Source organism: Fictibacillus sp. 7GRE50 (assembly GCF_015903875.1).
GTDB lineage: Bacteria > Bacillota > Bacilli > Bacillales > Fictibacillaceae > Fictibacillus > Fictibacillus phosphorivorans.
Genome location: NZ_JACZDW010000006.1, coordinates 40365 through 64800, shown reverse-complemented (window position 1 = coordinate 64800; position 24436 = coordinate 40365). Strand labels below are relative to the sequence as shown.

The 24436-nt window shown below is 34.6% G+C and carries 26 protein-coding genes and 2 pseudogenes; 19 read left to right on the top strand and 9 right to left on the bottom strand.

The genetic code is table 11. From position 1 onward, the window contains the following. Positions 1-129: 129 nt before the first annotated feature. A pseudogene (locus tag IHV12_RS19880) lies at positions 130-816 on the bottom strand (Tn3 family transposase); the annotation flags it as partial. A gap of 151 nt (positions 817-967) precedes the next feature. Between IHV12_RS19880 and IHV12_RS19875 the strand changes: the two are divergent. From IHV12_RS19875 to IHV12_RS19850, 6 genes are all read left to right on the top strand, one after another. Then, positions 968-2056, top strand: coding sequence for a tyrosine-type recombinase/integrase (locus tag IHV12_RS19875; protein ID WP_019379926.1), 1089 nt, complete (start codon positions 968-970; stop codon positions 2054-2056). Further along, positions 2056-4092 carry a tyrosine-type recombinase/integrase gene (locus tag IHV12_RS19870; RefSeq protein WP_019379927.1) on the top strand — a complete coding sequence of 679 codons (2037 nt, stop codon included), beginning with the start codon at positions 2056-2058 and terminating at the stop codon, positions 4090-4092. Before IHV12_RS19875 ends, IHV12_RS19870 begins: the two co-directional genes overlap by 1 nt. Beyond that, on the top strand, positions 4085-4468 hold the full coding sequence (locus tag IHV12_RS19865; RefSeq protein WP_019379928.1) for a DUF6262 family protein: 384 nt from the start codon (positions 4085-4087) through the stop codon (positions 4466-4468). The genes IHV12_RS19870 and IHV12_RS19865 overlap by 8 nt, the downstream gene beginning before the upstream one ends. 207 nt (positions 4469-4675) lie before the next feature. Next, positions 4676-5071 carry a mercury resistance transcriptional regulator MerR1 gene (gene merR1, locus IHV12_RS19860; protein WP_019379929.1) on the top strand — a complete coding sequence of 132 codons (396 nt, stop codon included), beginning with the start codon at positions 4676-4678 and terminating at the stop codon, positions 5069-5071. Between the two features lie 56 nt (positions 5072-5127). Then, positions 5128-5586 (top strand): putative iron-sulfur cluster-binding metallochaperone, encoded by a 459-nt coding sequence (locus IHV12_RS19855; RefSeq protein WP_019379930.1) that lies wholly within the window; start codon positions 5128-5130, stop codon positions 5584-5586. A gap of 9 nt (positions 5587-5595) precedes the next feature. After that, positions 5596-6054, top strand: a complete 459-nt coding sequence (locus tag IHV12_RS19850) for an NUDIX domain-containing protein (protein WP_019379931.1) — start codon at positions 5596-5598, stop codon at positions 6052-6054. Positions 6055-6329: 275 nt separating this feature from the next. On the opposite strand, the pseudogene IHV12_RS19845 reads toward IHV12_RS19850, so the two are convergent. Both IHV12_RS19845 and IHV12_RS19840 read right to left on the bottom strand, forming a co-directional pair. After that, positions 6330-8600: pseudogene (locus tag IHV12_RS19845) on the bottom strand (Tn3 family transposase); the annotation flags it as partial. Between the two features lies 1 nt (position 8601). Beyond that, positions 8602-9171 (bottom strand): recombinase family protein, encoded by a 570-nt coding sequence (locus tag IHV12_RS19840; protein ID WP_138116154.1) that lies wholly within the window; start codon positions 9169-9171, stop codon positions 8602-8604. Between the two features lie 245 nt (positions 9172-9416). Between IHV12_RS19840 and merR1 (IHV12_RS19835) the strand changes: the two genes are divergently transcribed. From merR1 (IHV12_RS19835) to IHV12_RS19800, 8 genes are all read left to right on the top strand, one after another. Then, entirely contained in the window at positions 9417-9815 is a 399-nt protein-coding gene (gene merR1, locus IHV12_RS19835) for a mercury resistance transcriptional regulator MerR1 (RefSeq protein ID WP_047914436.1), read from the top strand. Between the two features lie 14 nt (positions 9816-9829). Continuing rightward, a complete protein-coding gene (locus IHV12_RS19830) occupies positions 9830-10099 on the top strand; it encodes a hypothetical protein (RefSeq protein ID WP_138116156.1) in 270 nt (89 codons plus the stop codon). Beyond that, on the top strand, positions 10096-10398 hold the full coding sequence (gene merT, locus IHV12_RS19825; protein ID WP_031536987.1) for a mercuric transport protein MerT: 303 nt from the start codon (positions 10096-10098) through the stop codon (positions 10396-10398). The genes IHV12_RS19830 and merT overlap by 4 nt, the downstream gene beginning before the upstream one ends. A 17-nt stretch (positions 10399-10415) precedes the next feature. After that, positions 10416-10754 carry a mercury resistance system substrate-binding protein MerP gene (gene merP, locus IHV12_RS19820; RefSeq protein ID WP_138116158.1) on the top strand — a complete coding sequence of 113 codons (339 nt, stop codon included), beginning with the start codon at positions 10416-10418 and terminating at the stop codon, positions 10752-10754. Positions 10755-10769: 15 nt separating this feature from the next. Further along, complete coding sequence (gene merA / locus IHV12_RS19815) at positions 10770-12410, top strand: mercury(II) reductase (RefSeq protein WP_154319798.1); 1641 nt, start codon at positions 10770-10772, stop codon at positions 12408-12410. 237 nt (positions 12411-12647) lie between these two features. Then, positions 12648-13016, top strand: coding sequence for an ArsR/SmtB family transcription factor (locus IHV12_RS19810; RefSeq protein WP_138116162.1), 369 nt, complete (start codon positions 12648-12650; stop codon positions 13014-13016). Further along, positions 13009-15144, top strand: a complete 2136-nt coding sequence (locus tag IHV12_RS19805) for a heavy metal translocating P-type ATPase (RefSeq protein ID WP_138116164.1) — start codon at positions 13009-13011, stop codon at positions 15142-15144. Before IHV12_RS19810 ends, IHV12_RS19805 begins: the two co-directional genes overlap by 8 nt. Before the next feature lie 100 nt (positions 15145-15244). Then, complete coding sequence (locus IHV12_RS19800) at positions 15245-15904, top strand: class I SAM-dependent methyltransferase (RefSeq protein WP_138116166.1); 660 nt, start codon at positions 15245-15247, stop codon at positions 15902-15904. Between the two features lie 36 nt (positions 15905-15940). Here the strand turns inward: IHV12_RS19800 and IHV12_RS19795 are convergent, their stop codons facing one another. Further along, positions 15941-16441 carry a recombinase family protein gene (locus IHV12_RS19795; RefSeq protein WP_197192020.1) on the bottom strand — a complete coding sequence of 167 codons (501 nt, stop codon included), beginning with the start codon at positions 16439-16441 and terminating at the stop codon, positions 15941-15943. A gap of 235 nt (positions 16442-16676) precedes the next feature. On the opposite strand from IHV12_RS19795, the gene IHV12_RS19790 reads away from it, so the two are divergent. From IHV12_RS19790 to IHV12_RS19780, 3 genes are all read left to right on the top strand, one after another. Beyond that, positions 16677-17063 (top strand): hypothetical protein, encoded by a 387-nt coding sequence (locus IHV12_RS19790; protein ID WP_197192019.1) that lies wholly within the window; start codon positions 16677-16679, stop codon positions 17061-17063. Between the two features lie 58 nt (positions 17064-17121). Further along, positions 17122-18036 (top strand): hypothetical protein, encoded by a 915-nt coding sequence (locus IHV12_RS19785; RefSeq protein WP_197192018.1) that lies wholly within the window; start codon positions 17122-17124, stop codon positions 18034-18036. 65 nt (positions 18037-18101) lie between these two features. Beyond that, the gene (locus tag IHV12_RS19780; protein WP_197192017.1) at positions 18102-18554 is read left to right on the top strand and encodes a hypothetical protein; all 453 of its coding nucleotides are present in this window, start codon (positions 18102-18104) and stop codon (positions 18552-18554) included. A 40-nt stretch (positions 18555-18594) separates the two neighbouring features. On the opposite strand, the gene IHV12_RS19775 is transcribed toward IHV12_RS19780, so the two are convergent. The 5 genes from IHV12_RS19775 to IHV12_RS19755 form a co-directional block, all read right to left on the bottom strand. Continuing rightward, positions 18595-18825, bottom strand: a complete 231-nt coding sequence (locus IHV12_RS19775) for a hypothetical protein (protein ID WP_197192016.1) — start codon at positions 18823-18825, stop codon at positions 18595-18597. Next, positions 18818-19465: a hypothetical protein gene (locus IHV12_RS19770; protein WP_197192015.1), complete on the bottom strand. Its 648-nt coding sequence runs from the start codon at positions 19463-19465 to the stop codon at positions 18818-18820. The genes IHV12_RS19775 and IHV12_RS19770 overlap by 8 nt, the downstream gene beginning before the upstream one ends. Before the next feature lie 27 nt (positions 19466-19492). Further along, positions 19493-20467, bottom strand: coding sequence for a DUF3895 domain-containing protein (locus tag IHV12_RS19765; protein ID WP_197192014.1), 975 nt, complete (start codon positions 20465-20467; stop codon positions 19493-19495). Between the two features lie 212 nt (positions 20468-20679). Next, positions 20680-21126 (bottom strand): hypothetical protein, encoded by a 447-nt coding sequence (locus tag IHV12_RS19760; RefSeq protein ID WP_197192013.1) that lies wholly within the window; start codon positions 21124-21126, stop codon positions 20680-20682. Next, positions 21102-21959: a ParA family protein gene (locus IHV12_RS19755; RefSeq protein ID WP_231620814.1), complete on the bottom strand. Its 858-nt coding sequence runs from the start codon at positions 21957-21959 to the stop codon at positions 21102-21104. Before IHV12_RS19755 ends, IHV12_RS19760 begins: the two co-directional genes overlap by 25 nt. 407 nt (positions 21960-22366) lie before the next feature. Here IHV12_RS19755 and IHV12_RS19750 point away from each other — a divergent pair, with 407 nt between their 5' ends. Together IHV12_RS19750 and IHV12_RS19745 are read left to right on the top strand one after the other, a co-directional pair. Then, positions 22367-22990 carry a DnaD domain protein gene (locus tag IHV12_RS19750; protein ID WP_197192012.1) on the top strand — a complete coding sequence of 208 codons (624 nt, stop codon included), beginning with the start codon at positions 22367-22369 and terminating at the stop codon, positions 22988-22990. Between the two features lie 161 nt (positions 22991-23151). After that, positions 23152-23835, top strand: coding sequence for a hypothetical protein (locus tag IHV12_RS19745; protein ID WP_197192011.1), 684 nt, complete (start codon positions 23152-23154; stop codon positions 23833-23835). Positions 23836-24436 lie beyond the last annotated feature (601 nt).

Genomic DNA, 24436 nt, shown 5'->3' with positions numbered 1-24436 from the left:
CTATCCGTATACTTTTTGGGCTTTCCTTTATGGGGTCCTACCAACAAAACGCGGAAAACATACGCTAAGCAAATTTCGACATGGAGAAAGCCGATTTTTCCTACGTTAAGGAATCATCGGCTTTTAGTATTATTGAATAAGAGGGCGTAGTGAATGTAGACTTGCTACTCTTGCATCAAAGTTGTATTCACCAAGAAAATTAATGTGTTCCCATCCTAACGGAGAAATATGTTTAAGTAAATCTTCTCTCAAATTTCCCTTTTCCTTTAATAATTTTGTTGCTTCTGTAAGATAAACAGTGTTCCATACGCTAATAGCGTTTATTAGAATATTTAAAGCACTTGCACGTTGTAGTTGGTCTTGTATTCCTCGTTCTCGTAACTCACCTCGTTTTCCAAAGAATAAGGCTCTTGCTAACCCATTCATGGCTTCTCCCTTATTTAGTCCTCGTTGAATTCGACGGCGTAGTGTTTCGTTAGATATGTAATCCAAAATAAAAATGGTCTTTTCGATTCTCCCCATTTCTCGCAAAGCAAATGCAAGTTTATTTTGTCTCGCATATGACCCTAGTTTCCCCATAATAAGTGAACCAGACACTTTTCCTTCTCGAATAGAATGAGCTACACGTAATACGTCATCAAAATTATCTTGAATAATTTTCGTATTAATACGACCACGGAGTATATTTTCTAGTTTTGGGAATTCATTTGGCATTTGGATGGTGAATAGCTTAGAGTCAGCTAAATCACGTAGCCTTGGTGCAAAACGAAATCCTAATAAATGACTCAATCCAAATACTGAGTCGGCGTAGCCAGCTTTAATTGAACTAGTATTAGAAGTAGTTATTAACGTATCTTATGTTATCAACTACTTCTTTTTCATTTCTTTATAGATTCATTATGTATACTATGAATTTTATGGATACATAGTATCTAACGAAATGATTTTAGACCATGGGGGGATAATTTTGAAAGTACAAGAAGTTCTCATTCATGAGAAGAAAAGATTTCTGTTAATTGACAATGGGGGGTATCCAGTTACTTCAGTTGCAAAGTATATAAAGTATTTAGATAACATTGGAAAAGCTGAAAGCACACTAAAGTCATACTGTTATCATCTAAAGCTTTACTTTCAATTCCTAGAGGAGTGTGGATTAGAATATCAAGAAGTAAACCTTGATATTTTGGCTCAATTCATCGGTTGGCTGAGAATTCCTGATCAATCAACAAAAGTCACTTATTTTGAAGAAACCTTGGCGAAACGATCAGAAAAAACGGTTAATACCATCATAACGTGTGTAATAGGGTTCTATGACTATTTGTCTCGTAGCGAGGATTATGGGGGAAATGTAAATGATCAATTAAAAAAGCAAGTCCCCGGTCGTTTTAAGCCTTTTAAACCTTTCCTTCATCACATTACAAAAGGGAATTCTTATGATAAAAACATTTTAAAGATTAAGGAACCAAAGCGTTTAATCAAAACATTGAGTAAAAATCAAATCCAAGTGATCCATGATGCGTGCAGTAATATACGAGATGAATTATTATTCCGTATTTTATATGAAGGGGGATTACGGATTGGAGAGGCCCTTTCTCTGTGGGTAGAGGATTTTGATATAGGTAAAAATGCTATTACGGTTAGGAAATCCAAAACATCCGATGGAGAAAAACGAAAAGTTTATGTATCTATTGAGACTATGAATCTCTTTCAAGATTATCTAATAGACTTTCATTCTTACGAAATTGATAGCAATTATGTTTTTATCTCCTTAACTGGACCTAATCGTGGTAAACCAATGACTGATGGTTCTGTTCGTTCCTTAATTAAAAGGATGAAGAAAAAAACAGAAATAGATTTTACCCCTCATATGCTCCGGCATACATATGCCACAGAGTTACATGCAGCAGGAGTAGATATTGCCATCATACAGAGGTTATTAGGGCATGCACACGTTCAAACAACCATACAGACTTATATCCATTCATCCGATGAAACCATACGTGAAAGCTGGAAACAAGCTCAATCAAATAAAAAAATGGGAAGAAGAGATAAATAATGATACATGGCACATTCAAAGTAAAACCCCTTCCCCACCATCTGGAACAGATAAATGAACCATTACTTGGATATTGGGCAAATGATGTGTGGAATGTACAAGAATGCCCCTTCTTGGATAAACATTATGATTGGAATAGAAAATTGATTTTTGATAAGGTACACAATCTTAGATTAAAAAATGAACTAAAATATTATTTTTATAAGGGGTTACAGGAGACAAGGATTTCGATTATCTATGCTTTTATGCATTATTCTCCATGTCTTAAAGTTTTTACAGAATTCATCTCTCGATATTATGCTAATTTAGATTCTATTATTGATATTCCGAAAGAAAAGTTTCTAATAGAATATCGAACATTTCTTGTAGAGAAAGGAAAATCAGTTGAGATTGTACACCGGAAAAAGTCATCACCATGGATGTCACCAACAGTTCAACCATCATTGTATATTAGACTATTTCTTCAAGTTTATGATTTTTATTATCACTTTTATGATGAACGAGAAGAAACAGATAAAGATTGTTGGGATGTACGAAAATTGAAGATTAATTATAACAATACAATCAGTAGGTATTCAATAGACTTTTCGAAGGTTCCGCAACCTTATAGACAATTATTTAAAAAATATATAAAGACTCGCCTAGTTGTGCAGCAATCCATCAGCTTTTCTACAGCAATATGTTATTTAAATAGACTTTCGTTTTTCTTCACCTTTTTGAAGGATAAACATCCTGAATGGAAAGAATTAAACGACCTATCTAGAATGGATATTGAAGAGTATATTGAATACTTACGACATTCCACTATTAAAAAGGGAAAATATTTAATTAATCCAGATCACAATTATGTAAATCGTTTTTTAATAGATCTTAAAACGTTTATCTCATATATACAGAAATTCGAATGGGAAGAAGCCCCGACAAAGTCAGTTATTTCACTATTGTCAATTGAGGATATCCCTAAAAAGAAAAGAGCAAAAGCTGATGAAATTAAATATATTCCGGATGAAGTATGGGAACAGTTAGTTTTCCATATTAACGAACTTTCCTCAGAACATATACCTATAATTCTTCTAATGGAAGCTACAGGTTTTCGTATTAGTGACGTTTTATCACTTAAAATTGACTGCTTAGTAAATCAAGAAGATGGCTGGTGGATTATCGGAGATCAAAGGAAAGTAAGTTATAAAAATCATAAAGTTCCTATTTCAGAAGAAATTGCTAATGTTGTCTTAGCGCAGCAAGAACTTACAAAAAAGAGATACTCTTTGGACACGAACCCTAAGAAATATTTGTTTCCAGTACTAAAAGGGAAAAGGATGGGTAATCCCATATCGCAGGATTCCATTAAGCTGAACCTTAATAAACTAGCAAACAGATGTAATATTAAGGACAAGGATGGAGAAATTTATTGGTTTAAAAATCATGCATTTCGACACCGTTACGGTGTTAATTTGATTAATAACGGAATGAATATCCTTCATGTTCAAAAACTGATGGCACATGCCAGTCCTGAAATGACATTAGTCTATGCCCAAATTCATGACCAGACACTCCGTGATGAATGGGAAAAGGCTCGAGATAATGGCGCAGTAAGACTAGATACTCATGGAGAAGTTATTGTCGCTGATTTAGCTCAACAGGCTGAAGAAAATGGAGTTGAACTGGAGTGGATACGTCACAATATGGACTCTATTCGTTTAGATCATGGGTTTTGTGTAAAAAGCCCAAAACTTCATTGTGATTTTCTTGAACAGACCTTGGAACCACCGTGTATTAAAAACAATTGCCGAAGTTTTCACGTTGACAAGACTTTTCTCGACTATTATCAAGAACAGATATTTAAAATGGAAGCTGATATTGAAGTATACAAAAAATCCGGAAGGTTACGTTCCATTGAGTTAATTGAACCCAAATTAAAAAGATATAAAGAATTAGCAAGTGGTTTACTACATACTGGTGGTATCTTTGGTTTAGAAAAACCTAGACGTGAGTATGTTGGAGATGAACGTGAGAAGGTGATGCAAAATGTCTAATGAAAACCCAAATACCGAAGGTATTATAAAACACGCAAAGTTGAAAACGGAAAAGACCATTCAAAAAGTTGAAGAAGCGATCAAAAGGATGATAAAAAAACAACTGAAAATCAATTTTAACTCTGTATCTGCAGAATCAGGGGTTTCAAAGGCATTTCTATACAGAAATACAGAACTCCGAGATCGAATCGAAACACTTCGTAAACAACAAGAAGGTCTCCCCTCAATAAAACAAGTTAAAAGGAATATGAGTGACACATCAAAAGATGTAATTATCGCTTCCTTACGAAAGCGAGTCAAGCATTTAGAAAAGGAAAATAAAGAAATTAAAGAACAACTAAAAATTCAATTTGGGAAGATTTATGAGGGAATTTAAGTTCCAAAAATTTTCCCTTCCCAGTTTGATATTTTTGTGTAAAATGCCATTAAAAGATAAGTTGTATTCCGCAATCACGCCAAATTGCCGAATAAGGATTATTGAAAAATGGCAGTTTTTTTAAGATAGTAAGATCGATTAGTAAATAATACTTTTCTTGACCCTGTACTATGGTACAGGGTTTATACTATATATGAGGTGAGATAGATGCAATATCGTATTGGGGAACTGGCTGAGAGGTGTGGTGTTAACAAGGAGACCATTCGGTATTATGAGCGTTTAGGTTTAATTCCAGAACCTAATCGTACCAAAAAAGGATACCGAATGTTTTCCCTACAAACGGTTGATCGATTGAATTTCATAAAACGGATGCAGGAATTGGGATTTACCTTAAATGAAATTGATAAATTGCTAGGGGTTGTCGATCACAACGAAGCAAAGTGCCGTGACATATATGATTTCACTGTTCTTAAATTAGAGGACATCGAGCGTAAAATTGAAGATCTTAAAAAAATTGAACAAATGTTGATAGACCTTAAAGAAAGATGTCCTGAAAACAAAAATATTTATGAATGTCCTATTATCGAAACTTTAATGGATTAAGAAAAGAAAGCAAAAGAATTTTTATAGAAATAATAAATTGTAAAGGTGGAAGAATGATGGAAGATTGTTGTAGTAACGTTAATGAAATAAAAATTGATAGTAATGGTAATTGTCCATCATGTAAAAATAAAGCTAAAAATGTAAAATTGATTACACTAAAATCATTACTTAAACCATCTGCATTAGAAACATTAAACGCTAAAGAAAATCACTATTTTTGTTCAACTGAAGACTGTGATGTAGTCTATTTTGATACGAATAATAAAAAGTACCTTGTATCTGACATAAAGGTAGCCGTTCATCAAAAAGATGGCTCAGTAACTACACCAATTTGTTATTGTTTTGATTGGACAAAAAAAAAAATTAAACAATATTCTGAAGAAGGAATTCCCCCTAATCCAGTAGAACATATTCGTGAAAATATAAAAGAAAATCGGTGTGGGTGCGAGATAAATAATCCTCAAGGTAGTTGTTGTTTAGGAAATGTTACAAAGTTCATTAATCAATTTTCGTAGGAGGATTTTATGGATTATTGTGAAAATATGAGGGAAATGATTGGAAATTCGCCTTTGATAATAGTACGACCAAGTGTAGCTATCATGAATAATCAAGGAGAAATTTTACTGAATAGATACAAAGGTGGAACATGGAGTGTTCCCGGTGGAATATTGCAGTTAAATGAGTCAGTTGAGGAATGTATTAAAAGAAATGTACAAGATGATTTAGGGCTAACGATAAATTCATTACAATTATTTGGTGTTTATTCTGGTCTGGATCTCTATACGAAGCTAGAGGGTGGTGAAGATGAGTACCACATCGTCGCAATAGGATATTTATGTACGGACTATGAAGGTGAAGTAACGCCTGATGCAAATCAAGCAATTGAAGCTGAATTTTTTAAATTAGAACAGTTACCTGAAGAAACAGACCCTTTTATTAAGAATAAGTTGGTTGAATTAAAAGGAAAACTTGAAAAAATATAATGTAAAGGTTAATTCTTATGTTGTTCCGACATATCTCTTTTCTCTTAGGATAAAATGTTATTGCTACCCCTAATTGTGCAAAAGTGTGTATTAGTAAAATAACTTAGGGGCCTTTCGCAATACCTTCTCAATTTTCTGATATTAAGCAATCAGGCGCGATTATTGAATAGATGGCTAACGACTTTGAATCGTTAGTCATTTTTAAATCATTCTTTAAATACATGTCTATAATGAAAGAACACACTTAAATTCTAACTTTTTTATAAAAGGTATTGATAACCAGCTGTATCTGTAAAATGCTCTTCAATATTTAAATCTGTCTCATGATGAAGTAATCCATCGATAACGTGTACAGCATCACGAGCATTGGTATTAATGACTTTCGTATAAAAACTTGAAAATTGATCACTGGTAAATCGATAAATGGTTGCCCCTTTTCCAGACCCATAGTGTGGATTGGCATCGGCATGTAACGATGAAACACCAACCTGTACGCGCATTCCATCAGAGGAAGAGGTACTTCCATCTCCCCAATAGGAAGCTAGTTTAAGCTTATGTTGAAAATTTACTAATGTCGCTTGTGCACGACTTATAGCATCATCGAATAAACGCCATTGCGCTGCATTAGCCATTTGATGATAGGTAACTCCTGGTGTCGCTTCTGCCATTTTAGTAAGTCCTATGTTAGTGCCCATCGCCATGAGAGCAGCCATGAGAACTCCTTTTTCCTCTCCCTTTGGCGGGCGATTGGTTGAGGCATGTATCAACATTTCGTCAAATCCTGTCCAGTGTGCTACCTCCATTAAAAGATCAGTGAGCTTTATTCTCGGCAACATATTATATAAAGACAGGCTAAAAGCTCTCGCTTCTTCGGGTGTATTTTTCTCCAAACGGTCCACTCGGATCTTAGCTTTTTCGATATTTACTCCTTCTAGAGAATCAAGATTATTTGAAACCCATGTAAGGCGTTGCGCTAGTGACTTTCTTCTTTCCTCAAGATATTCATCTGCCGATGAACGAACAGCTAGTTTAGTTTCCGTAAGACGAGAAGTTGTCCAATCTTCTTTAGAAACAAGATACTCTTCAAAATCTTTATGAAGTCTACTACCGACTACGGATATGTCGCCTGAACGAATATGATTTTTCAACTCTGTTAGTGCAGCCATCTCATAATAGTGTCGGTTAATTATTCCATCATCACCATAAACATGCTTCCTCCAACGTTTAGGAATAAAATCTACCGGGGCATCATTTGGAATTTTTCTTTTACCAGATTCATTCATTTCATTTAGCGTCTTTAAGGCTTGCAATAATGGCTCTGTACCTTGTGTAGAACGAAATTCAAAAGATTTAAGAAAAGTAGGAGTATATTTTCTTAGATAAGAAAACCGATTTTCTAACAAATCTAGATAATCGTAATCCATCGGTCGGGCTAATTTTTGGGCTTCTTCGACGGAAGAAACAATTTTATCCCACGGCATAATCATTTCAATAGCATTAAATGGATCAAGTCCTTCATTTCGTGCTTGGATAAGTGCTGCACCGATATCTGCAAAATGTACGACTTTTTCATTCACTGCTTTTCCGTTTTCTTTTTGCATTTCTTCTTGTGTTTTACGTCCTTTTGATTGCAAGATCATCATTTGTCGATCATGAATTTCAATTGCTTGGTCAATTAAATCCTGACTATGAGTCACAAGATATGCCACGAGAATTGCATATTTCTTTTTTTCTTTAAACCTTCGAAATGAGTGTGGTTCGTACCTTGCTCCAATACGAGATAATTGAAGTAAACGATTGGGATGGATTTGTTCTGAATTTATTTCTAATTTTAAATCTCGAATATAGTCTAAGCGCTTTATTACTTTTAAAAAGGCTTCAGGTGAAGATTGGCCGGGAAGTTCTCTAAGCCATGCTAAGGGGGTTTTTCTATTATCTACAAAGGGATCTATAAGTTTATCTAACTTTTGTTTTTGCCATTTAGAAAGAGTACAAGTTAATGATTTAAAAATCCTTTCCTCTGCTCGTTGACGAGTTTCCCAAACAAGCCTTTCTATAGTAGTCATTCCAGGGAGAATAATTTTCTGATTCCGTAGCTCTTCTTGTGCTGTACGAAGAAGATACATTGAATTTCCATTTTGAAGGGCATGATTCAACAGAAACTGAGCTACCTTGCGATAGTTCCCTAGGGAAAAATTTTGATAACCATAAACTTGACGGATTTCTTCCATATGCTCATGCTTAGTTGGCTCTCGTTGGGCATATAAAGAAAATGAATTAGGATTAACATTTATTTGTCTAGCTATGTATTCGATTATGTAATCTGGAATAGGCCCAACATCTGAAAGGGACCATCCAGGATAGCGTAAAACACATAATTGAACAGCAAAGCCTAAACGATTATGATCTCTTCTGTGTCGTTTAATAATTTCAAGGTCATATTGGGAAAAAGTATAATAGGTTTCTAGTTCACTTTCGCTCATATCAGCTGGAATTCGTACAAATTCCGTTCTTTGATCTTCTGTTAGTAATTCTTTCCCTCTCATGCTATAACTCCTTGCTAGGTATCTTTTTCTTTTCTAGATAACGATATAATGTTGTCGCTCCAATCCCTGTTGCCGTCTTAATTTGAGATAACGAGTAATCTTTGCTTTCATACATTTTTATAGCAAGTTCTATTTTCTTTAAATCAACCTTCGGTCTACCTCCGTTTCTTCCCCTAGCTCTAGCAGCCGTCAATCCATCTTTCGTTCGTTCACTAATAATATCTCGTTCTAATTCTGCTATGCTGGCTAACATTCTGAAAAAGAAGCGTCCCATAGCAGTTGTAGTGTCAATCTTGTCTTGTATGGAGACAAAATGAATTCCGTTTGATTCAAAATGTTCCATAAGTTCAATTAAATGTTTGGTACTCCGACTGATTCGATCTAATTTATAGACAATCACCGTGTCGCCTTTACGCAAAATTTTAAGAAGCTCATCTAACTGTGGTCGGTTTTTTTTCTTACCTGATTCTTTTTCTTCAAAAGTCTGGTCCACTCCGTAGTGAGTCAATGCATCAAGTTGTAACGATAATGATTGATCTTGTGTACTGACACGTGCATACCCAAATTTCAACAAGAATCCCCCCTTTTTAATACCTTAACTATACCAAAAAGGGGTAATAGATAGATATATTGGTAGTTAGTTTTTGGTTATATTTTTGGTTATGAATTTAAGTGGTTTTCGAGATTTTTAGAGAAGTTCTCTATTTTAACCAAAAACGGTCGTTTTCGGTATTGGAATCATTTAATTGAAGGGAGTAAAATATATTGACCCTGTACTATGGTACAGGGTTTATATTATATGTGAGGTGAAGTAAATTGCATTTTCGAGTCGGAGAAATCGCAGAGAAGTGTAACGTTAACAAAGAGACCATTCGATATTATGAGCGTTTAGGCTTAATTCCAGAGCCTGATCGTACCGAAAAAGGATACCGAATGTATTCACAACAAACGGTCGATCGGTTGAATTTCATAAAACGGATGCAGGAATTAGGATTTAGCTTAAATGAAATTGACAAATTGCTAGGGGTCGTCGATCGCGATGAAGCAAAGTGCCGTGATATGTATGATTTCACCGTTCTTAAGATAGAAGACATCCAGCATAAAATTCAAGATCTCAAAAGAATTGAACAAATGCTGATGGATCTTAAAGAAAGATGTCCCGAAAACAAAGATATTTACGAGTGTCCTATTATTGAAACATTGATGAAAAAATAAAGAGGTGAAACAGGATGATAAACACAATAAAAAGTTCAGGTTGGTTTCTTGTCGCACTAATTACATGCCCATGCCATCTGTTTTTACTGCTTCCGTTGATTGCAGGAACAGCACTGGGATCATATTTCGTGGAATATAAAAATGTTATCTTCATCATAATGGGTATATTGTTTGTTTTCTCCCTATTCAATGGCTGGAGAAAATTGAACCCAGAAATCAAAAATGAAACAACGAAAGAAACAACAACGCATGATTGTTGCAGTATGGAGAGGTTTAAATCATGAAGGAAAAAGTGTCACAGTTAGCCACAATATTTTCAGCTTTTGGTATGGCTGCATGCTGCTTGGGTCCACTGATTTTTATCCCTCTTGGTTTAACTGGATTTGCAGGAGCAATCGCCTTCTACTCATTGAAGTATCGGTTATTGTTCAGCATCGTTACCATCATCCTTCTTGCATACTCCTTTTACATGGTTTACGGGAGAAAAGGCAAAAGGAAGAGTTCTATCATCGGCTTATGGATCACGACGTTTTTCGTTTTCTGCATGTTTCTTTTTTTATTTCTAGTTGAAGGTGGACTATAAAAAATGAGGTGCTTTATATGAGCGTACAAATAATTAGGATTATGATGCTATTATCCCTTCTGTTAGTGGTTAGTGCGTGTAGCAACGAAAAAGAAGCACAAAATAATATAGATGCTAAGAAGGAAGTAAAAGCTACCATTGAAACAACTAAAACAGGGACATTCACGGTTTTGGGGATGGATTGTTGTCCACCGTCTGTTGTAGAAAGCGTCCTGGAACAGGTAGATGGCGTTAGCAAAACAGCCATTAAAGTCAGTGGAAGCAAGGGCGAAGTAACGGTTTCCTTTGATGATAAGAAAACGGATTTACAGGAAATTAAGACGGCAGTTTCGGATTTCGGGCTTGGAGTCGAATAAAAGGAGGGAGTTAACATGAAAAAATATCGAGTGAACGTTCAAGGAATGACTTGTACGGGTTGTGAAGAGCATGTAGCTGTTGCTCTTGAAAACATGGGTGCAAGAGGGATTGAAGTAGATTTTCGCGGTGGCGAAGCTGTATTTGAGCTACCAAATGGCTTAGAGGTTGAAACAGCGAAAAAAGCGATTGCTGAAGCGAAATATCAACCAGGCGAAGCAGAAGAAGTACAATCGCAAGAAATGATGCAGTTAGGTGATGAAGGTGATTATGACTACATCATCATCGGTTCTGGTGGGGCTGCCTTTTCATCTGCCATCGAAGCCGTGAAATACGGAGCAAAAGTGGCAATCATTGAACGTGGTACGGTTGGTGGAACATGCGTGAACATCGGCTGTGTTCCTTCAAAGACTTTGCTTCGGGCTGGCGAAATCAATCATCTGGCAAAAAATAATCCATTCATCGGATTGCACACGTCAGCTGGCGACGTTGATTTGGCACCATTGATCAAGCAGAAAAATGAACTGGTGACGGATCTTCGAAACTCAAAATATGTAGATTTGATTGATGACTACGGCTTTGAATTAATCAAAGGCGAAGCGAAATTCGTAGATGAAAAAACCGTTGAAGTCAATGGCATGCAGTTGTCAGCCAAACGATTCTTAATCGCGACAGGTGCTTCACCAGCAGTGCCAAACATTCCTGGACTGGATGAAGTCGATTATTTAACAAGCACAACGCTGCTTGAATTAAAGAAGGTGCCTAAGCGTCTTACGGTCATCGGTTCTGGCTATATCGGGATGGAATTGGGACAACTCTTCCATAATCTAGGCTCAGAAGTCACATTGATGCAAAGAAGCCCGCGTTTGTTAAAGGAATACGATCCTGAGGTTTCAGAAGCAATCACGCATGCCTTGACAGAACAAGGGGTCAACTTAGTGACGGGAGCATCTTTTGAACGAATCGAACAAGATGGAGACATTAAAAAGGTCCATGTTGAGGTAAATGGCAAGAAGCGAATCATTGAGGCAGATCAATTACTAGTTGCCACAGGAAGAACACCAAACACGGCAACCTTGAATTTACAGGATGCAGGCGTTGAAGTAGGCCCCCGTGGTGAAATCGTAATCGATGAGTATTCAAAAACAACGAATTCACGCATCTATGCAGCAGGAGATGTCACGCTTGGTCCTCAATTTGTATATGTAGCAGCTTATCAAGGTGGAGTTGCGGCAGGAAATGCTATCGGTGGACTGAACAAAAAGCTGAATTTAGAAGTGGTTCCGGGGGTTACATTTACAGCTCCAGCAATTGCAACGGTTGGTTTAACGGAGCAACAGGCAAAAGAGAAAGGATATGAAGTGAAAACATCCGTCTTGCCGTTAGATGCCGTTCCAAGAGCACTGGTTAATCGGGAAACAACAGGCGTGTTTAAACTGGTTGCGGACGCGAAAACGTTGAAAATATTAGGGGCTCATGTGGTGGCAGAAAACGCAGGAGACGTGATTTATGCAGCGACATTAGCAGTGAAATTTGATCTAACTGTAGAGGATCTTCGCGAAACCCTTGCACCATATTTGACAATGGCAGAAGGATTGAAGCTGGCTGCCCTAACGTTTGATAAAGATGTATCCAAACTATCTTGTTGTGCAGGTTAATCATCTTTTTATAATATCAAGCCGATATTCCTTAAATTAAGGAATATCGGCTTTTTTCATCCAGAAGTTGTCTTAACGTATATTATCCGCGTTGTGTCGGCAGGGCCCCTATTAGAACACGAGAATTCTAAGAAGTGAATATTTTCATTGGTTCATTCAAATGTTCACTTGAATAACTATTTAAAAAAGGGGTATACTATATTCAAGCAAATACTTGAATGATAATGGAGTGAGAAAATGAATAAGAAAGATACTTGTGAGATTTATTGTTATGACGAAGAAAAGGTAACTCGAATACAAGGCGAATTACAAACAGTTGATATTTCTAGTGCTGCCCAATTATTGAAAGCTGTTGCTGATGAAAACAGGGCAAAGATTACCTTTTCTTTGTGTAAGGATGAAGAGCTATGTGTTTGTGATATAGCAAATATTATAGGAGTTACAGTTGCAAATGCTTCCCATCACCTAAGAACACTTCATAAGCAAGGGGTTGTGAAGTTTAGAAAAGAAGGGAAACTGGCGTTTTATTCGTTAGATGATGAACATATTAAGCAATTAATGACTATTGCATTAGCACATAAGAGCGAGGTGAAAGTCAATGTCTGATCAGCAAGCGAAGCTGTCTGAACAGGAAATGAAAACCTACCGTGTTCAAGGATTTACTTGTACAAATTGTGCAAAGATCTTTGAAAATAACGTAAAAGAATTAAAAGGTGTTAAAGATGCAAAAGTAAACTTAGGTGCATCAAAAATTATGGTTCAAGGTACTACAACGATTGAAGAATTAGAAAAAGCAGGTGCTTTTGAAAATCTAAAGGTTCGGGATGAAAAGGAACAAAAGGTAGAGCGTGAACCTTTTTGGAAGCAAAAAGAAAACATCAAGGTGTATATTTCAGCGATATTACTTGTTATTAGTTGGTTTTTAGGGGAGCAATATGGAGAAGAGCATATACTTCCAACGATTGGTTATGCAGCATCCATTTTAATTGGTGGGTATTCGCTATTTATTAAGGGTCTTAAAAATTTAAGTAGATTAAATTTCGATATGAATACGCTAATGACCGTTGCCATTTTAGGAGCTGCGGTGATTGGTGAATGGGGAGAAGGAGCAACAGTTGTTATCCTATTTGCTCTTAGTGAAGCATTAGAGCGTTATTCAATGGATAAAGCTCGTCAATCTATAGAATCGTTGATGGATATTGCTCCAAAAGAAGCTTTAATTCGTCGTGGAAATGAAGAAATGATGGTTAACGTTGAAGATATTCAAGTCGGCGATATTATGATTGTAAAACCTGGACAGAAATTAGCGATGGATGGAACAGTTATCAAGGGTATATCTACGTTAAATCAGGCTGCGATTACAGGGGAAAGTGTTCCCGTAACCAAGACAATTGATGATGAAGTCTTTGCTGGAACTTTGAACGAAGAGGGATTACTAGAAGTTAAAGTAACAAAAAGGGTGGAAGATACCACTATATCCAAAATCATTCATTTAGTGGAAGAAGCTCAAGCAGAACGAGCCCCTTCTCAAGCGTTTGTGGACCGTTTTGCGAAATACTATACACCAGCTATTATCGTCTTGGCTCTTTTAATTGCTGTAGTTCCTCCATTACTATTTGGCAGTGATTGGAGCGAGTGGATCTATCAAGGTTTAGCTGTGTTAGTGGTTGGTTGCCCTTGTGCTCTGGTTGTTTCGACACCTGTTGCCGTAGTAACTGCAATAGGAAATGCTGCAAGGAACGGTGTGTTAATTAAAGGTGGAATCCATTTAGAAGAAGCAGGAGCTTTAAAAGTGATTGCCTTTGATAAAACTGGAACCTTAACAAAAGGTGTTCCTGCCGTTACAGATGTAGTGACATATGCTGGCAATGAACAAGAATTAATGATAATAACAGCAGCCATTGAAAAAGGGTCACAACATCCATTAGCTTCAGCAATCGTTAGAAAAGCAGAAGAAGACGGATTAAACATTCAAAATATTGTAGTGGAAGATTTTCAGTCCATTACGGGTAAAGGCGTAAAAGCCAATATAAACAATGAAATGTATTATGTTGGAAGTCCGAATTTATTTGTAGAAATCCTAACAAATGGCATAGAAACATCAATCAAAGAAGAAATCACTCGTATGCAAACACAAGGAAAAACGGTGATGGTAATAGGAACAGAAAAACAAATCCTTTCGTTAATTGCCGTAGCAGATGAAATGAGAGAATCATCAAAAGAAGTCATTAGTAAACTGAACCAAATTAGGATCGGAACGGTCATGCTTACGGGGGATAACCAACGAACAGCAGAAGCAATTGGTAAAGAAGTTGGGGTTTCTAACATCAAAGCCGAATTGCTTCCAGAAGATAAATTGAATTTTATTAAAGAACTTCGAGAAAAACATCACAGTGTCGCGATGGTTGGCGATGGTGTGAATGATGCACCTGCTCTTGCAGCTTCCACTGTTGGTGTGGCAATGGGTGGTGCTGGAACCGATACAGCACTTGAAACAGCCGATATTGCTTTAATGTCGGATGATCTAAGCAAATTGCCGTATACCATTAAGTTAAGCCGGAAGGCTTTGGCGATTATTAAGCAAAATATTACCTTCTCTTTAGCAATTAAATTAGTGGCATTACTGTTAGTCATGCCTGGTTGGTTAACGCTATGGATTGCGATATTTGCTGATATGGGGGCAACATTAATAGTTACTCTAAATAGTTTACGACTATTGAAGGTTAAAGAATAAAATTTTCTTGAAAGTCAATGGGATAACTAAGTGTTGTCCCTTTTTTATTAAAATAAACAGAATGACTATTCTGAAAATTAAAGTTTTTAGGGGGGAGAAAATGTCTCAAAAACCTAATGAATATATACCTGCACTAAAATATCATTGGATGACTCGATTTTATGATCCGTTAATTCAATGGGGAATGCAAGAAAAAAAGTTTAAAATGCATTTAGTTAAGCAAGCAACCATCCAACCAAAGGAAACGATAATGGATTTAGCTTGCGGAACAGGTACACTGGCACTTTTAATACAGCAATCACAACCTGGTGTGCAAGTAATTGGGGTTGATGCTGATCCTGAAATATTATCAATTGCTAAGGAGAAAATTAAAGAAACTCAAGTTAATAATATCACCTTTGAGGAAGGGTTTTCTGATAAACTTCCCTTTTCCAATAATCTATTTCATCATATATTTACAAGTTTATTTATTCATCATTTAACTCTAGAGATGAAAAAGAAAACATTTGAAGAAGTTCATCGGACACTCAGATCTGGTGGCCAATTTCATATTATTGATTTTGAGAAGCCGCAAAATTGGTTGATGCGTGTCGCATTTTTCCCTATACAATTTTTAGATGGGTTTGAAACAACTTCAAATCATGTTAAAGGGATTATTCCTAAGCTATTAAAAGAAACTGGATTTGTCTCAATTGAAGAAACTGGGCAATTTTCAACTATCACAGGCACACTAAGGGCGTATAAAGCTTTCAAACCATAACACGACCAGAATAGTGACTAAAAAGCCGATGATTCCTTAGCGTAGGAGAAATCGGCTTTCTTCATGTCGAAATTTGCTTAGCGTATGTTTTCCGCGTTTTGTTGGTAGGACCCCTTTATATACTTTTCTTTCCTTCGCTAATGCAATTCCTTCAAGTTGTCTTTCTCTTATCATATCGGCTTCAAATTCTGCAATTCCAGATAATACAGTTATCATTAGCTTTCCAATTGCAGTAGAAGTATCAATTCTGTCTCCGCCCATATTGAGTACAATTAGTGATACATCCTTGTCATTAAGTAACTCAATGGTAGTTATAGCATCCTTCGTGCTTCGCGCGAACCGATCTAGTTTAGTAACAACAATTGTGTCACCTGGTTTTATCTCCTCAAGAAGTTTATTAAATTCTTCTCGTGTTTCTTTCCTCCTTCCAGACACCTTTTCTTGAAAGATGATCTCACAGTTATTTTCCTCCAGTTGTCGAATCTGAGATGTTAAATCTTGTCCAACTGATGACACTCTCGCATATCCATATTTCATGATATTTTCACCTCTATTAAAGATATATGTATGTGAGACGCTACAAACCCAATAATAGCAAGAGTTGCAAAATGTATCAATAGAGTCTAGTTAAAAGATACACATCAGATAATAGAAAAACATTTTTAATTACCAATTTATAAATAAATATGTAATTTTTAGGAGGTTATTTATAAATTACGAAGAATATTACTCATGAAAATGAAAATAAAAAATTACACGGAGGTATCTATTAATGAAAAAGAAAATGTGTGCTTTAACATTAGGATTGTCATTGGTGGCAAGTTCTTTATTCGCCTCAACAGCTTTAGCTGCTGGCCCAAATCTAAGAGGTATGACAGATATGGATAAAAGTGGGCCTTACATATATGCCTCGACTGGTGTTTCCTTTACTGCCTATAGAGTTGATAAGATTTCAGTTACACATTACTTAATGGCAGATACAGCAACTATAATTAATAAGACGTCTAAATCTCAGATAAATGCTTATGAAGCAACTGCTGGAATAAATGAAGAATATTACATTGATACAACACGTAATCCTCGTGCTAAAAGCTTTCATAAGGCTGAAGACAATGGTGCTTCGTGGACTACATGGAGCTACTATGGATATTGGGTGTAAATAACAAATATAAAGAGAGGATTTATTCCTCTCTTTTCTTTATAGGAGGAAATTGTTAATGCGTATGCAAAAAATGTTTTTAAAGACTTTTATCATATGTTTAATCTTGTTAAGTGGTTGTGATGAAAAGAGACTTAATTTTAGCGAAAAAGCTAATAATAAAATAGAAAACAACTTAAAAGCGTCAGCGGAAACAGTATCTATGGGCATAGAAATTGATGACGAAAGTAAACTAAATGAAGATAGAAAATCCTTTTTAATAACTAATAAGAAATTCTCCCCAAATATAAAAATAACTAATGAGTTTCCACATAAAAATACATATTCAATAATGTTTTTATTAAATTATAAACAAATCCCAATGTCTCATAACAATGATGAAAAATTAGTTATTAAAGAAACAATTGACGCTCGTTCGGCAAAGGAAATTAATATAAAGGTACCAGTTATTGAAACGGGCACACATGAATTTCTAGTTTTAGTAGTTCGTGAATCAGAGCGACACTTGTCAAAGAAACAATACATACCCTCTGAAATGGTAAACCTTTATCTAAGAGGAACTCTTATAGTAAATGGTAGTAATACTTTACCTAATTTGAACCTAGTTGAAAAAGAAGTTGATTCGACTAATTCAATGCCAGAAGGAACAGTTTTCATAACTGAACCCCAAAACGTTGATCCCCTATCATTTGTTGAATTAGATTATGGGAATGCAAAATTGAATCTTAATTATTATAATGACAAACCTAAAGATATTTATGTAGGAGTTTTTCAAGACAATAAACAAATTGATATAAACAACTCATTCTTAAAACTGAGCGAATCAGGTACTTTACAATTACCTTTTAATATTAACTTAGACACAATAAATCATGAGCTCATGGGAATTATTGTAGAAAATCCTTTTGCAGCAACTGGTTCAGAACAAGGTGATGTTATCTTTACTAATAAAATAACAATAAAAACCGAATAATGTTGTTGTGAGGGGAATAAATAATTTTTTTAGAATTAGGTAACACTTTTTATAAGAGGTGTTATATGTTAAATGCAAAATTAGTTCTTTCATTCAGTATTATAATTTCCCTTATATATTTACCAGTTTCAAGTGCTCACTCACAGTCTGCTTCAGCACAAATTGAAGTTTTTGATACTGAAAAAGGAAAAGTGATACAAAGAAGAGATAATGGAACAAAAATACAAGAAGAAATGAAAAAATGGTTAAATTGTATAGAAAAAACAAATACTTTCGGATTAAACAATGCGACAAAATATTATTTGATCAAAATTCCATTGATTTCACCTTTAGATATCAAGCTAGACTATGTTATGCACGGAAAAATCAATGAAATAATAATAATTGTTCAAAAAGATAAAGTCCTAATTGAGAAACATAAACTTCTATTAATGGATGAAGAGAATAAGCCAGTATTAGTAGAACTAAATAAAGATATAAGTTCATTCTTAAAAGAAATCAATATTGTTTTAAACTAACTTTTCATATGTAAAGGCCCTTCCAGATCAGGAAAGGCCTTTACTTTTTTTCTCTAGTTTTATATCGGGCAGACATGTTCTCATAAGCTGCTTTTTGTTTCTGATCAAAGTCATAAACTTGTTGCCAATGATAAGGACAATAGTACCCCACTACTTTTAATGGATTTTGCCAATCATAGACAGCTGCAACGCGATCAATACCTTTCCCGACTTCCTCCATACAGTAGCTACAATAATATCCATTCTCTCGAATCACCTTAATATTAGTCATTACCTCTATCCTCTTTTATATCGCTCCCATCATACAATAATTGTCGTTTTATTAAGTGCATTTTTAATTCTTCAGCAAGAGGAATACCAGGATTAATGGTGAAGCGAACCGGCTTTTTTGCTAGTTTCACTCTTTCTTCTATTGTCATTCCAAAGGTGAATTTCCGTTGCGCTTCATAATACCCTTCACTATGTATGGATTTGGCCAACACTAAATCAAAGTCAACGTCTGGAGAGCAGTGGTTGACTTTAATGAAATGTTGCATTAAATCTTCCCATTGTTTTTTATTTAATACGGACTGTGTTCGTCCTATATGTTGAAATGAGTGACAATCTCTACAAATGAGTTTGATCTCAATTAAATGGCATACCTTATTTTCAAAATCATAGTTCTCTATTTCATGCAAATGTAGACGCCTTAATTCACTTGCATTCTTGGGTATCCAATTACAGATGCAACACTTATTTTCTTGTTGTTTTAATACTGCCGGACGAAGTTTCTTATTCCAAATGTGTTGGGCTGCTTTCCTTACCGTACTACCATGAAAAAAAGGCGGTTTAGCTGATGGTAAAAGTTTAAAGTGTGTAAGATCAAGTTCTTCCCACTGCTTCTTACGCAATTGTTTTTTTCGAGATACCATACACCTTAATGCCTCCTTTTTAACATTTTAAACTTCAATTGGAGTAGAAGCCTTTCCATAGTAACGGTCTTCAGTGTTTTTTGTTCGAATAAGACCAATGTTACCTTGCTTTACTAACGTTTCTAAGTGCATACATACTGAAGGGTAAATTTTTGGTTTACTAGTGCTGTATCTCTCTCTAGATGCTCCGTGTTCCTTAATCAGTAGTTCACACATCACCCTAGCACTACTAATCCCCTGATCCACATACTTCATTATTACGTCCCTATATTCAGCTATAACAAAATTTTTGTGCCCAATGTCTATGGCAGGTAGTTCCTGGTTCTCAAAAAAAGTTTCTTGCCAAGGATCCTGTTCCTCATTAACTCTATTATTCTGTTTTGATTTTACCTCTACTTCCATTTGCCTTCTAAGTAGTTGTTCCTCTTCGAGTGCAGCCAAATAAGCAAGTTTTAACCTTTTAACTTGTCTATTAAGCAGTGGCACGTTGGCATCCACATGCAGTTGCATGTCTTTTGGAAAGGAATACTCTTCAGGAATATAGGAAAGTTCATCTTGAAGTTGCCATCCAGTATCTATTTTATAGAGTAATTCATCCAGTTCATAATCGATAAAATTAAAGCCACTAACGATTACCTTAATAAGATTTGGGGGAATACCGGTATGTTCTTCAAAATGGGTAATACCAAACCTTCGCACAGTTCCTGTTCCCTTATGTTTAACGATGTATTGATATCTTAGTGGTCTGCCGCATTCACAAGGAGTTTCAGGGTTCACAAAACCGTTATCTATGTAATCCTCAAGGATCCACTCATCAAGTAACATTTCGATCTCTTCACTCGGTACATCTTCAGGAAACACTAATCCTTTATCACGTGCCATATGGTTAGCAAAGACTGTTTTCTTGCTTCTCTTGAGATGCAGCTGTAGAAAGTTTGCTTGAACAGCATCTAAGGAACTAAGGATTCTATCCCTTTCTTTAACGTTCAATATTACTGCCATCTGTATACCTCCCTCCCCTTCTCCTGTACAAAAATTATTTGGTATAGAAAAACTATTTTATTTTAAAAAAAGAGAGCTGTCATGCTCTCTCTTAACTGGAAACCGTAGTGTATTAGGTTGAAAACCTACAACTCTCTAATTTGTAAGAGACGGATCAGCTATTTTCCAAGAAAGAACAAGATTAGTATTGAGTTTTTTGAACTTATTGGATATTATAAGTCCCCTCTTTTTCGGAAAAATTCTTTTAGTATTTCATTAATAAGTTCAGATTTCTTGCTCGATCTTCCTTTCTTTTTCACGCTACCGTATTTGTCTAAGAGTCTTACTATAGCCGGCTCTAAATAGACGTATTGTGGTATTTTCTTATTTTCATCTTTACCAGACAGTATCATATCTAACTTACTATTTGTTTCAATATTATTTTTATTTTCTTTTATAATATCATTTTTAATATCTTTTTCTTTTTTCTCCTCACTATCATTCTTAATTTCTGTTTTGCTATCTTTGTTAGAATCTTTTGGAATATCTTTGTCACCTAATTTTTTGCTGGTAGTATTGTCATCTTTTTCAATATCATTAACTATTTCATTTTTAATATTATTTTCAATATCATTGCTAACATCCCCGAAAGTAGTTAAGCTTCTGTTTTTTCTGGCCATCTATTAAAAACCTCCTCATATAAATCGTAATATGCATTAATTAAATTATTTGTCCTGTTTTCTACTAATATTGCAGGCAACTTTTCATATGCAACTGCATTAGCGAATCGTACTGATTTTGGAATAATAGTCTCGAACATTGTAATATCCTTTTCAAAACAAAATCTTCGACATTCTTGTAATATCTGAGAATGTAATGAACTACGCCCATCTACCAGTGTTCCTATTACTCCTGAAACTTTAAGTGATGGATTATGTTGCACTTTAAAATCGCTAATTTGTTTCAAAATCTTCTGTAGTGAGCGCATGCTATAAACTTCAGGTTGGAAAGGAATAACTACTTCATTACTAACTTTTAATACATTTCCTAGAACAAGTCCTAAGTTGGGCGGACAATCAATGATTATGACATCATAATTTTCTTTAATAAGATCAATTGCTATTTTTAACAAATTTAGAGGATCGTTGTATTTATTTAATTGTGATACGACATCAAATTCAAAGAATCCCATGTCATCATTTGATGGCAAAATATCTATATTTTCATACAAATTTTGAATCGCTTTATTTGGATGAATACCATCAAGTAAAACATCATATAATGTCACTTCATAATTGTCTGGATTTTTCCCAAAAGTTATTGCTGCATTACCTTGATTATCTGTATCAATTATTAGAACTTTCTTACCTTCGCGTGCTAAAACACCAGCTAAATTTGTTGTAATTGATGTCTTTAGTACTCCGCCTTTATTGGTTGATACAGCTATCACTTTCTCCATTTTCCTATCACTTCCCCTATTGGTAATAATATCATTTATTATTGTATTCTTCATTTATTTAGAATATCCTCCCAACAATATTATTAATATTAAAATATAAAAGGTCGAAATTGAATAAATAATATTAATTATAATTTTATTTAAATTATCTTTTTCAATATAGTTTAGAATAGTATTTTAAATATTGTTTGCAATATTGTTTACAATGTTTGCAAAAATGTTTACAAATATTATTATTGATATCATTAAAAATATTCGATATACAATCTTAATTATGGGGAGATGACTGATAAATAGTTTAAATTATACTAGAAACAATTTATTATTAAGAGAGCTAGTTAGAACTTAATGAAATGGTACATTTATAGAGTAGTGACGGTTATTCGGCAAGTCGATATATAAAAGGTTAAGCAAGTACAAGCTATCTTAGAGTTAAGTTGATCTTGTAGGAGATTTGGACAATGGATAAAGAAGACGATAGTAAGGTATTTATTGAAATGTGTGAAACTTTAAGACCAGCAGACATTCTCAGGGAATATGCAGAGATAATAAATGTTCCTGTTTCTAATAACGATTTAAAGTTAGCTAAGAGATTACAAGAATCAGGTTTAAAGGATAATGTTATAAATGTATTGTTTGATTTTGCATTAAGGTTTAGTGATAGGTTAAATCATAAATTTGTCGAAAGAATAGCCAGTAATTGGTTAAAAAAGGAAGTGATTAGCACTGAACAAGCTATGGATTTTCTTAGGGAAGAACACAAAAGGTACTTAGAATTGAAAATACGTAAAGATCAAATAAATAAAGTGAAGCCAGCCGCAGCAAAGAAGAAGCACATTAACGAATTTAATATGTATGATCTAAGATACATGGAGAAGTTAAGGGAAACTTATGACATGGAAGCCATTGTTTCTAGAGAAATCATTTTGTATTCAAAACGAATTAACAACGGTTTACTGGTTTATTGGTTTATGGATAGACTTGCTGAGTATTTAGCTGGCTATAATCCAGTAAATGAAGAATCTACAAGAACATTGATAGATACGTTTCATGAAAAATATGTAGTTGGATTTGGAAAAAGATAAAAAAGCTAACCTGTTTACAGGGGGAATGTAAATGGGTTAGTTATGGTACGGATACTACCAACTTTTGACGTTGTTTAGCTCAGCGTTTTGCTGCCGGAACTCCAAATAAGAATAGAAAGAATAGGTATAAATTTGTACAACTTAAATTTAGGAGGAATTTTATGGTTAGAACTACATGGGATCCTGTGAGGGGTATAGAAGTATCTGCAGATGAGTGGGAAGTAAATAATAAGGGAAAACCAGGACGATGTTCTATTTGTGACAATGATATCTACATTAAAGCAAACAGCGCTCCAGCAGTTTCAACTCATTTTGCGCATAGAGCCGGTTCTAATTGTCCATCAGTTAATAATAATCGAGAGAGTTATGAAATTTTACAGCCGATTTATAAAGATTATAGAAATGCAAAACAATTGAAAAAATCTTTGTTAAACAATATGGAAATCGTTTATCAAAAATGTAGAAGTATATTCGGAGAGAATGGTTTTAAAAGAAGTGACTTTCAAAAATTGATTCGTGCAGGATCGGATAAAAATATTTGGTTATACAAAGATATGACAATGAAGTATCTACCATATGTTTTATTAGTAAACTATGGTGTTTTCCAGAAAGAGGAGCATAGAAAAAGAAAAGTATATTTTGTGTTTGACGCAAAACTATCAAGCTATGAAGATTTGTGGATTAGACCAGGGAAAATAAAACAAAAGCTATGGAGAGTTTATCCTGAAGAGAGTCTTATTGAAAAAGTCGAGATTGACTTCGATACATCTTTATTATCACCTGATTATTTTATTTTTTATGCAACTGGCCTCCAAAAATTAGAAAACGATTTTCTAAAATGGTAAATTATAAATGCTTCTATGTTTGACCATGTAATAATAATATTATTATAGATATTTTAATTGAAATCAAAAATAACATTCTATAGATATTTTTTAATTTTAGGTTGTGGCATCGTTATAACAAGTTAGACATCGTAAGCTCGATTATGGATTCAAATATTACTTTAAATATCATTAGAAAATTATAAAAATATTAAAAACAATATTTTTATAATATCATTATAAATATTATTATAATTCACTAAAAATCATAGCTGATACAAGCTTTATTAAAAGTGTTAATTCTCAAGTCTTCATATTTCCTCATTTCAAAATTTTTTTTAAATTATTTTAAGAGCTGCCGATAAAGAAAAATAGAATGAGTAGTCGATAATAGAGGCTGAAATTTTGTATGATTACAAGCAAATTTCAGTGCAGTGGAGCTAGGGTGTAGTAAATTTTTCCTTGCAATGAAAGATTGATAGAGTCTATAATAAGGGCAACTTAATAGATATCGGATAAATAAAAAAGCCACTTTGCATAATTAGAGGTTCCCCAACCTCTAGCAAAATGACTTTTGACCTGCTAAACCTTCCACGGACCGCAGGTTAAATAGATACACCAT

Excerpts from the sequence above, each read along its gene's own strand:
- IHV12_RS19785 (WP_197192018.1), top strand. The coding sequence starts at position 17,122 with ATGCGTATGCAAAAAATGTTTTTAAAGACTTTTATCATATGTTTAATC.
- merR1 (WP_019379929.1), top strand. The coding sequence starts at position 4,676 with ATGCAATATCGTATTGGGGAACTGGCTGAGAGGTGTGGTGTTAACAAG.
- merA (WP_154319798.1), top strand. The coding sequence starts at position 10,770 with ATGAAAAAATATCGAGTGAACGTTCAAGGAATGACTTGTACGGGTTGT.
- merT (WP_031536987.1), top strand. The coding sequence starts at position 10,096 with ATGAAGGAAAAAGTGTCACAGTTAGCCACAATATTTTCAGCTTTTGGT.
- IHV12_RS19800 (WP_138116166.1), top strand. The coding sequence starts at position 15,245 with ATGTCTCAAAAACCTAATGAATATATACCTGCACTAAAATATCATTGG.
- IHV12_RS19850 (WP_019379931.1), top strand. The coding sequence starts at position 5,596 with ATGGATTATTGTGAAAATATGAGGGAAATGATTGGAAATTCGCCTTTG.
- merP (WP_138116158.1), top strand. The coding sequence starts at position 10,416 with ATGAGCGTACAAATAATTAGGATTATGATGCTATTATCCCTTCTGTTA.
- IHV12_RS19745 (WP_197192011.1), top strand. The coding sequence starts at position 23,152 with ATGGTTAGAACTACATGGGATCCTGTGAGGGGTATAGAAGTATCTGCA.
- IHV12_RS19750 (WP_197192012.1), top strand. The coding sequence starts at position 22,367 with ATGGATAAAGAAGACGATAGTAAGGTATTTATTGAAATGTGTGAAACT.
- IHV12_RS19795 (WP_197192020.1), bottom strand. The coding sequence starts at position 16,441 with ATGAAATATGGATATGCGAGAGTGTCATCAGTTGGACAAGATTTAACA.
- IHV12_RS19865 (WP_019379928.1), top strand. The coding sequence starts at position 4,085 with ATGTCTAATGAAAACCCAAATACCGAAGGTATTATAAAACACGCAAAG.
- IHV12_RS19855 (WP_019379930.1), top strand. The coding sequence starts at position 5,128 with ATGGAAGATTGTTGTAGTAACGTTAATGAAATAAAAATTGATAGTAAT.
- IHV12_RS19790 (WP_197192019.1), top strand. The coding sequence starts at position 16,677 with ATGAAAAAGAAAATGTGTGCTTTAACATTAGGATTGTCATTGGTGGCA.
- IHV12_RS19760 (WP_197192013.1), bottom strand. The coding sequence starts at position 21,126 with ATGGCCAGAAAAAACAGAAGCTTAACTACTTTCGGGGATGTTAGCAAT.
- IHV12_RS19755 (WP_231620814.1), bottom strand. The coding sequence starts at position 21,959 with ATGAAGAATACAATAATAAATGATATTATTACCAATAGGGGAAGTGAT.
- IHV12_RS19770 (WP_197192015.1), bottom strand. The coding sequence starts at position 19,465 with ATGGTATCTCGAAAAAAACAATTGCGTAAGAAGCAGTGGGAAGAACTT.
- IHV12_RS19775 (WP_197192016.1), bottom strand. The coding sequence starts at position 18,825 with ATGACTAATATTAAGGTGATTCGAGAGAATGGATATTATTGTAGCTAC.
- IHV12_RS19870 (WP_019379927.1), top strand. The coding sequence starts at position 2,056 with ATGATACATGGCACATTCAAAGTAAAACCCCTTCCCCACCATCTGGAA.
- IHV12_RS19805 (WP_138116164.1), top strand. The coding sequence starts at position 13,009 with ATGTCTGATCAGCAAGCGAAGCTGTCTGAACAGGAAATGAAAACCTAC.
- IHV12_RS19780 (WP_197192017.1), top strand. The coding sequence starts at position 18,102 with ATGTTAAATGCAAAATTAGTTCTTTCATTCAGTATTATAATTTCCCTT.
- IHV12_RS19830 (WP_138116156.1), top strand. The coding sequence starts at position 9,830 with ATGATAAACACAATAAAAAGTTCAGGTTGGTTTCTTGTCGCACTAATT.
- IHV12_RS19765 (WP_197192014.1), bottom strand. The coding sequence starts at position 20,467 with ATGGCAGTAATATTGAACGTTAAAGAAAGGGATAGAATCCTTAGTTCC.
- IHV12_RS19810 (WP_138116162.1), top strand. The coding sequence starts at position 12,648 with ATGAATAAGAAAGATACTTGTGAGATTTATTGTTATGACGAAGAAAAG.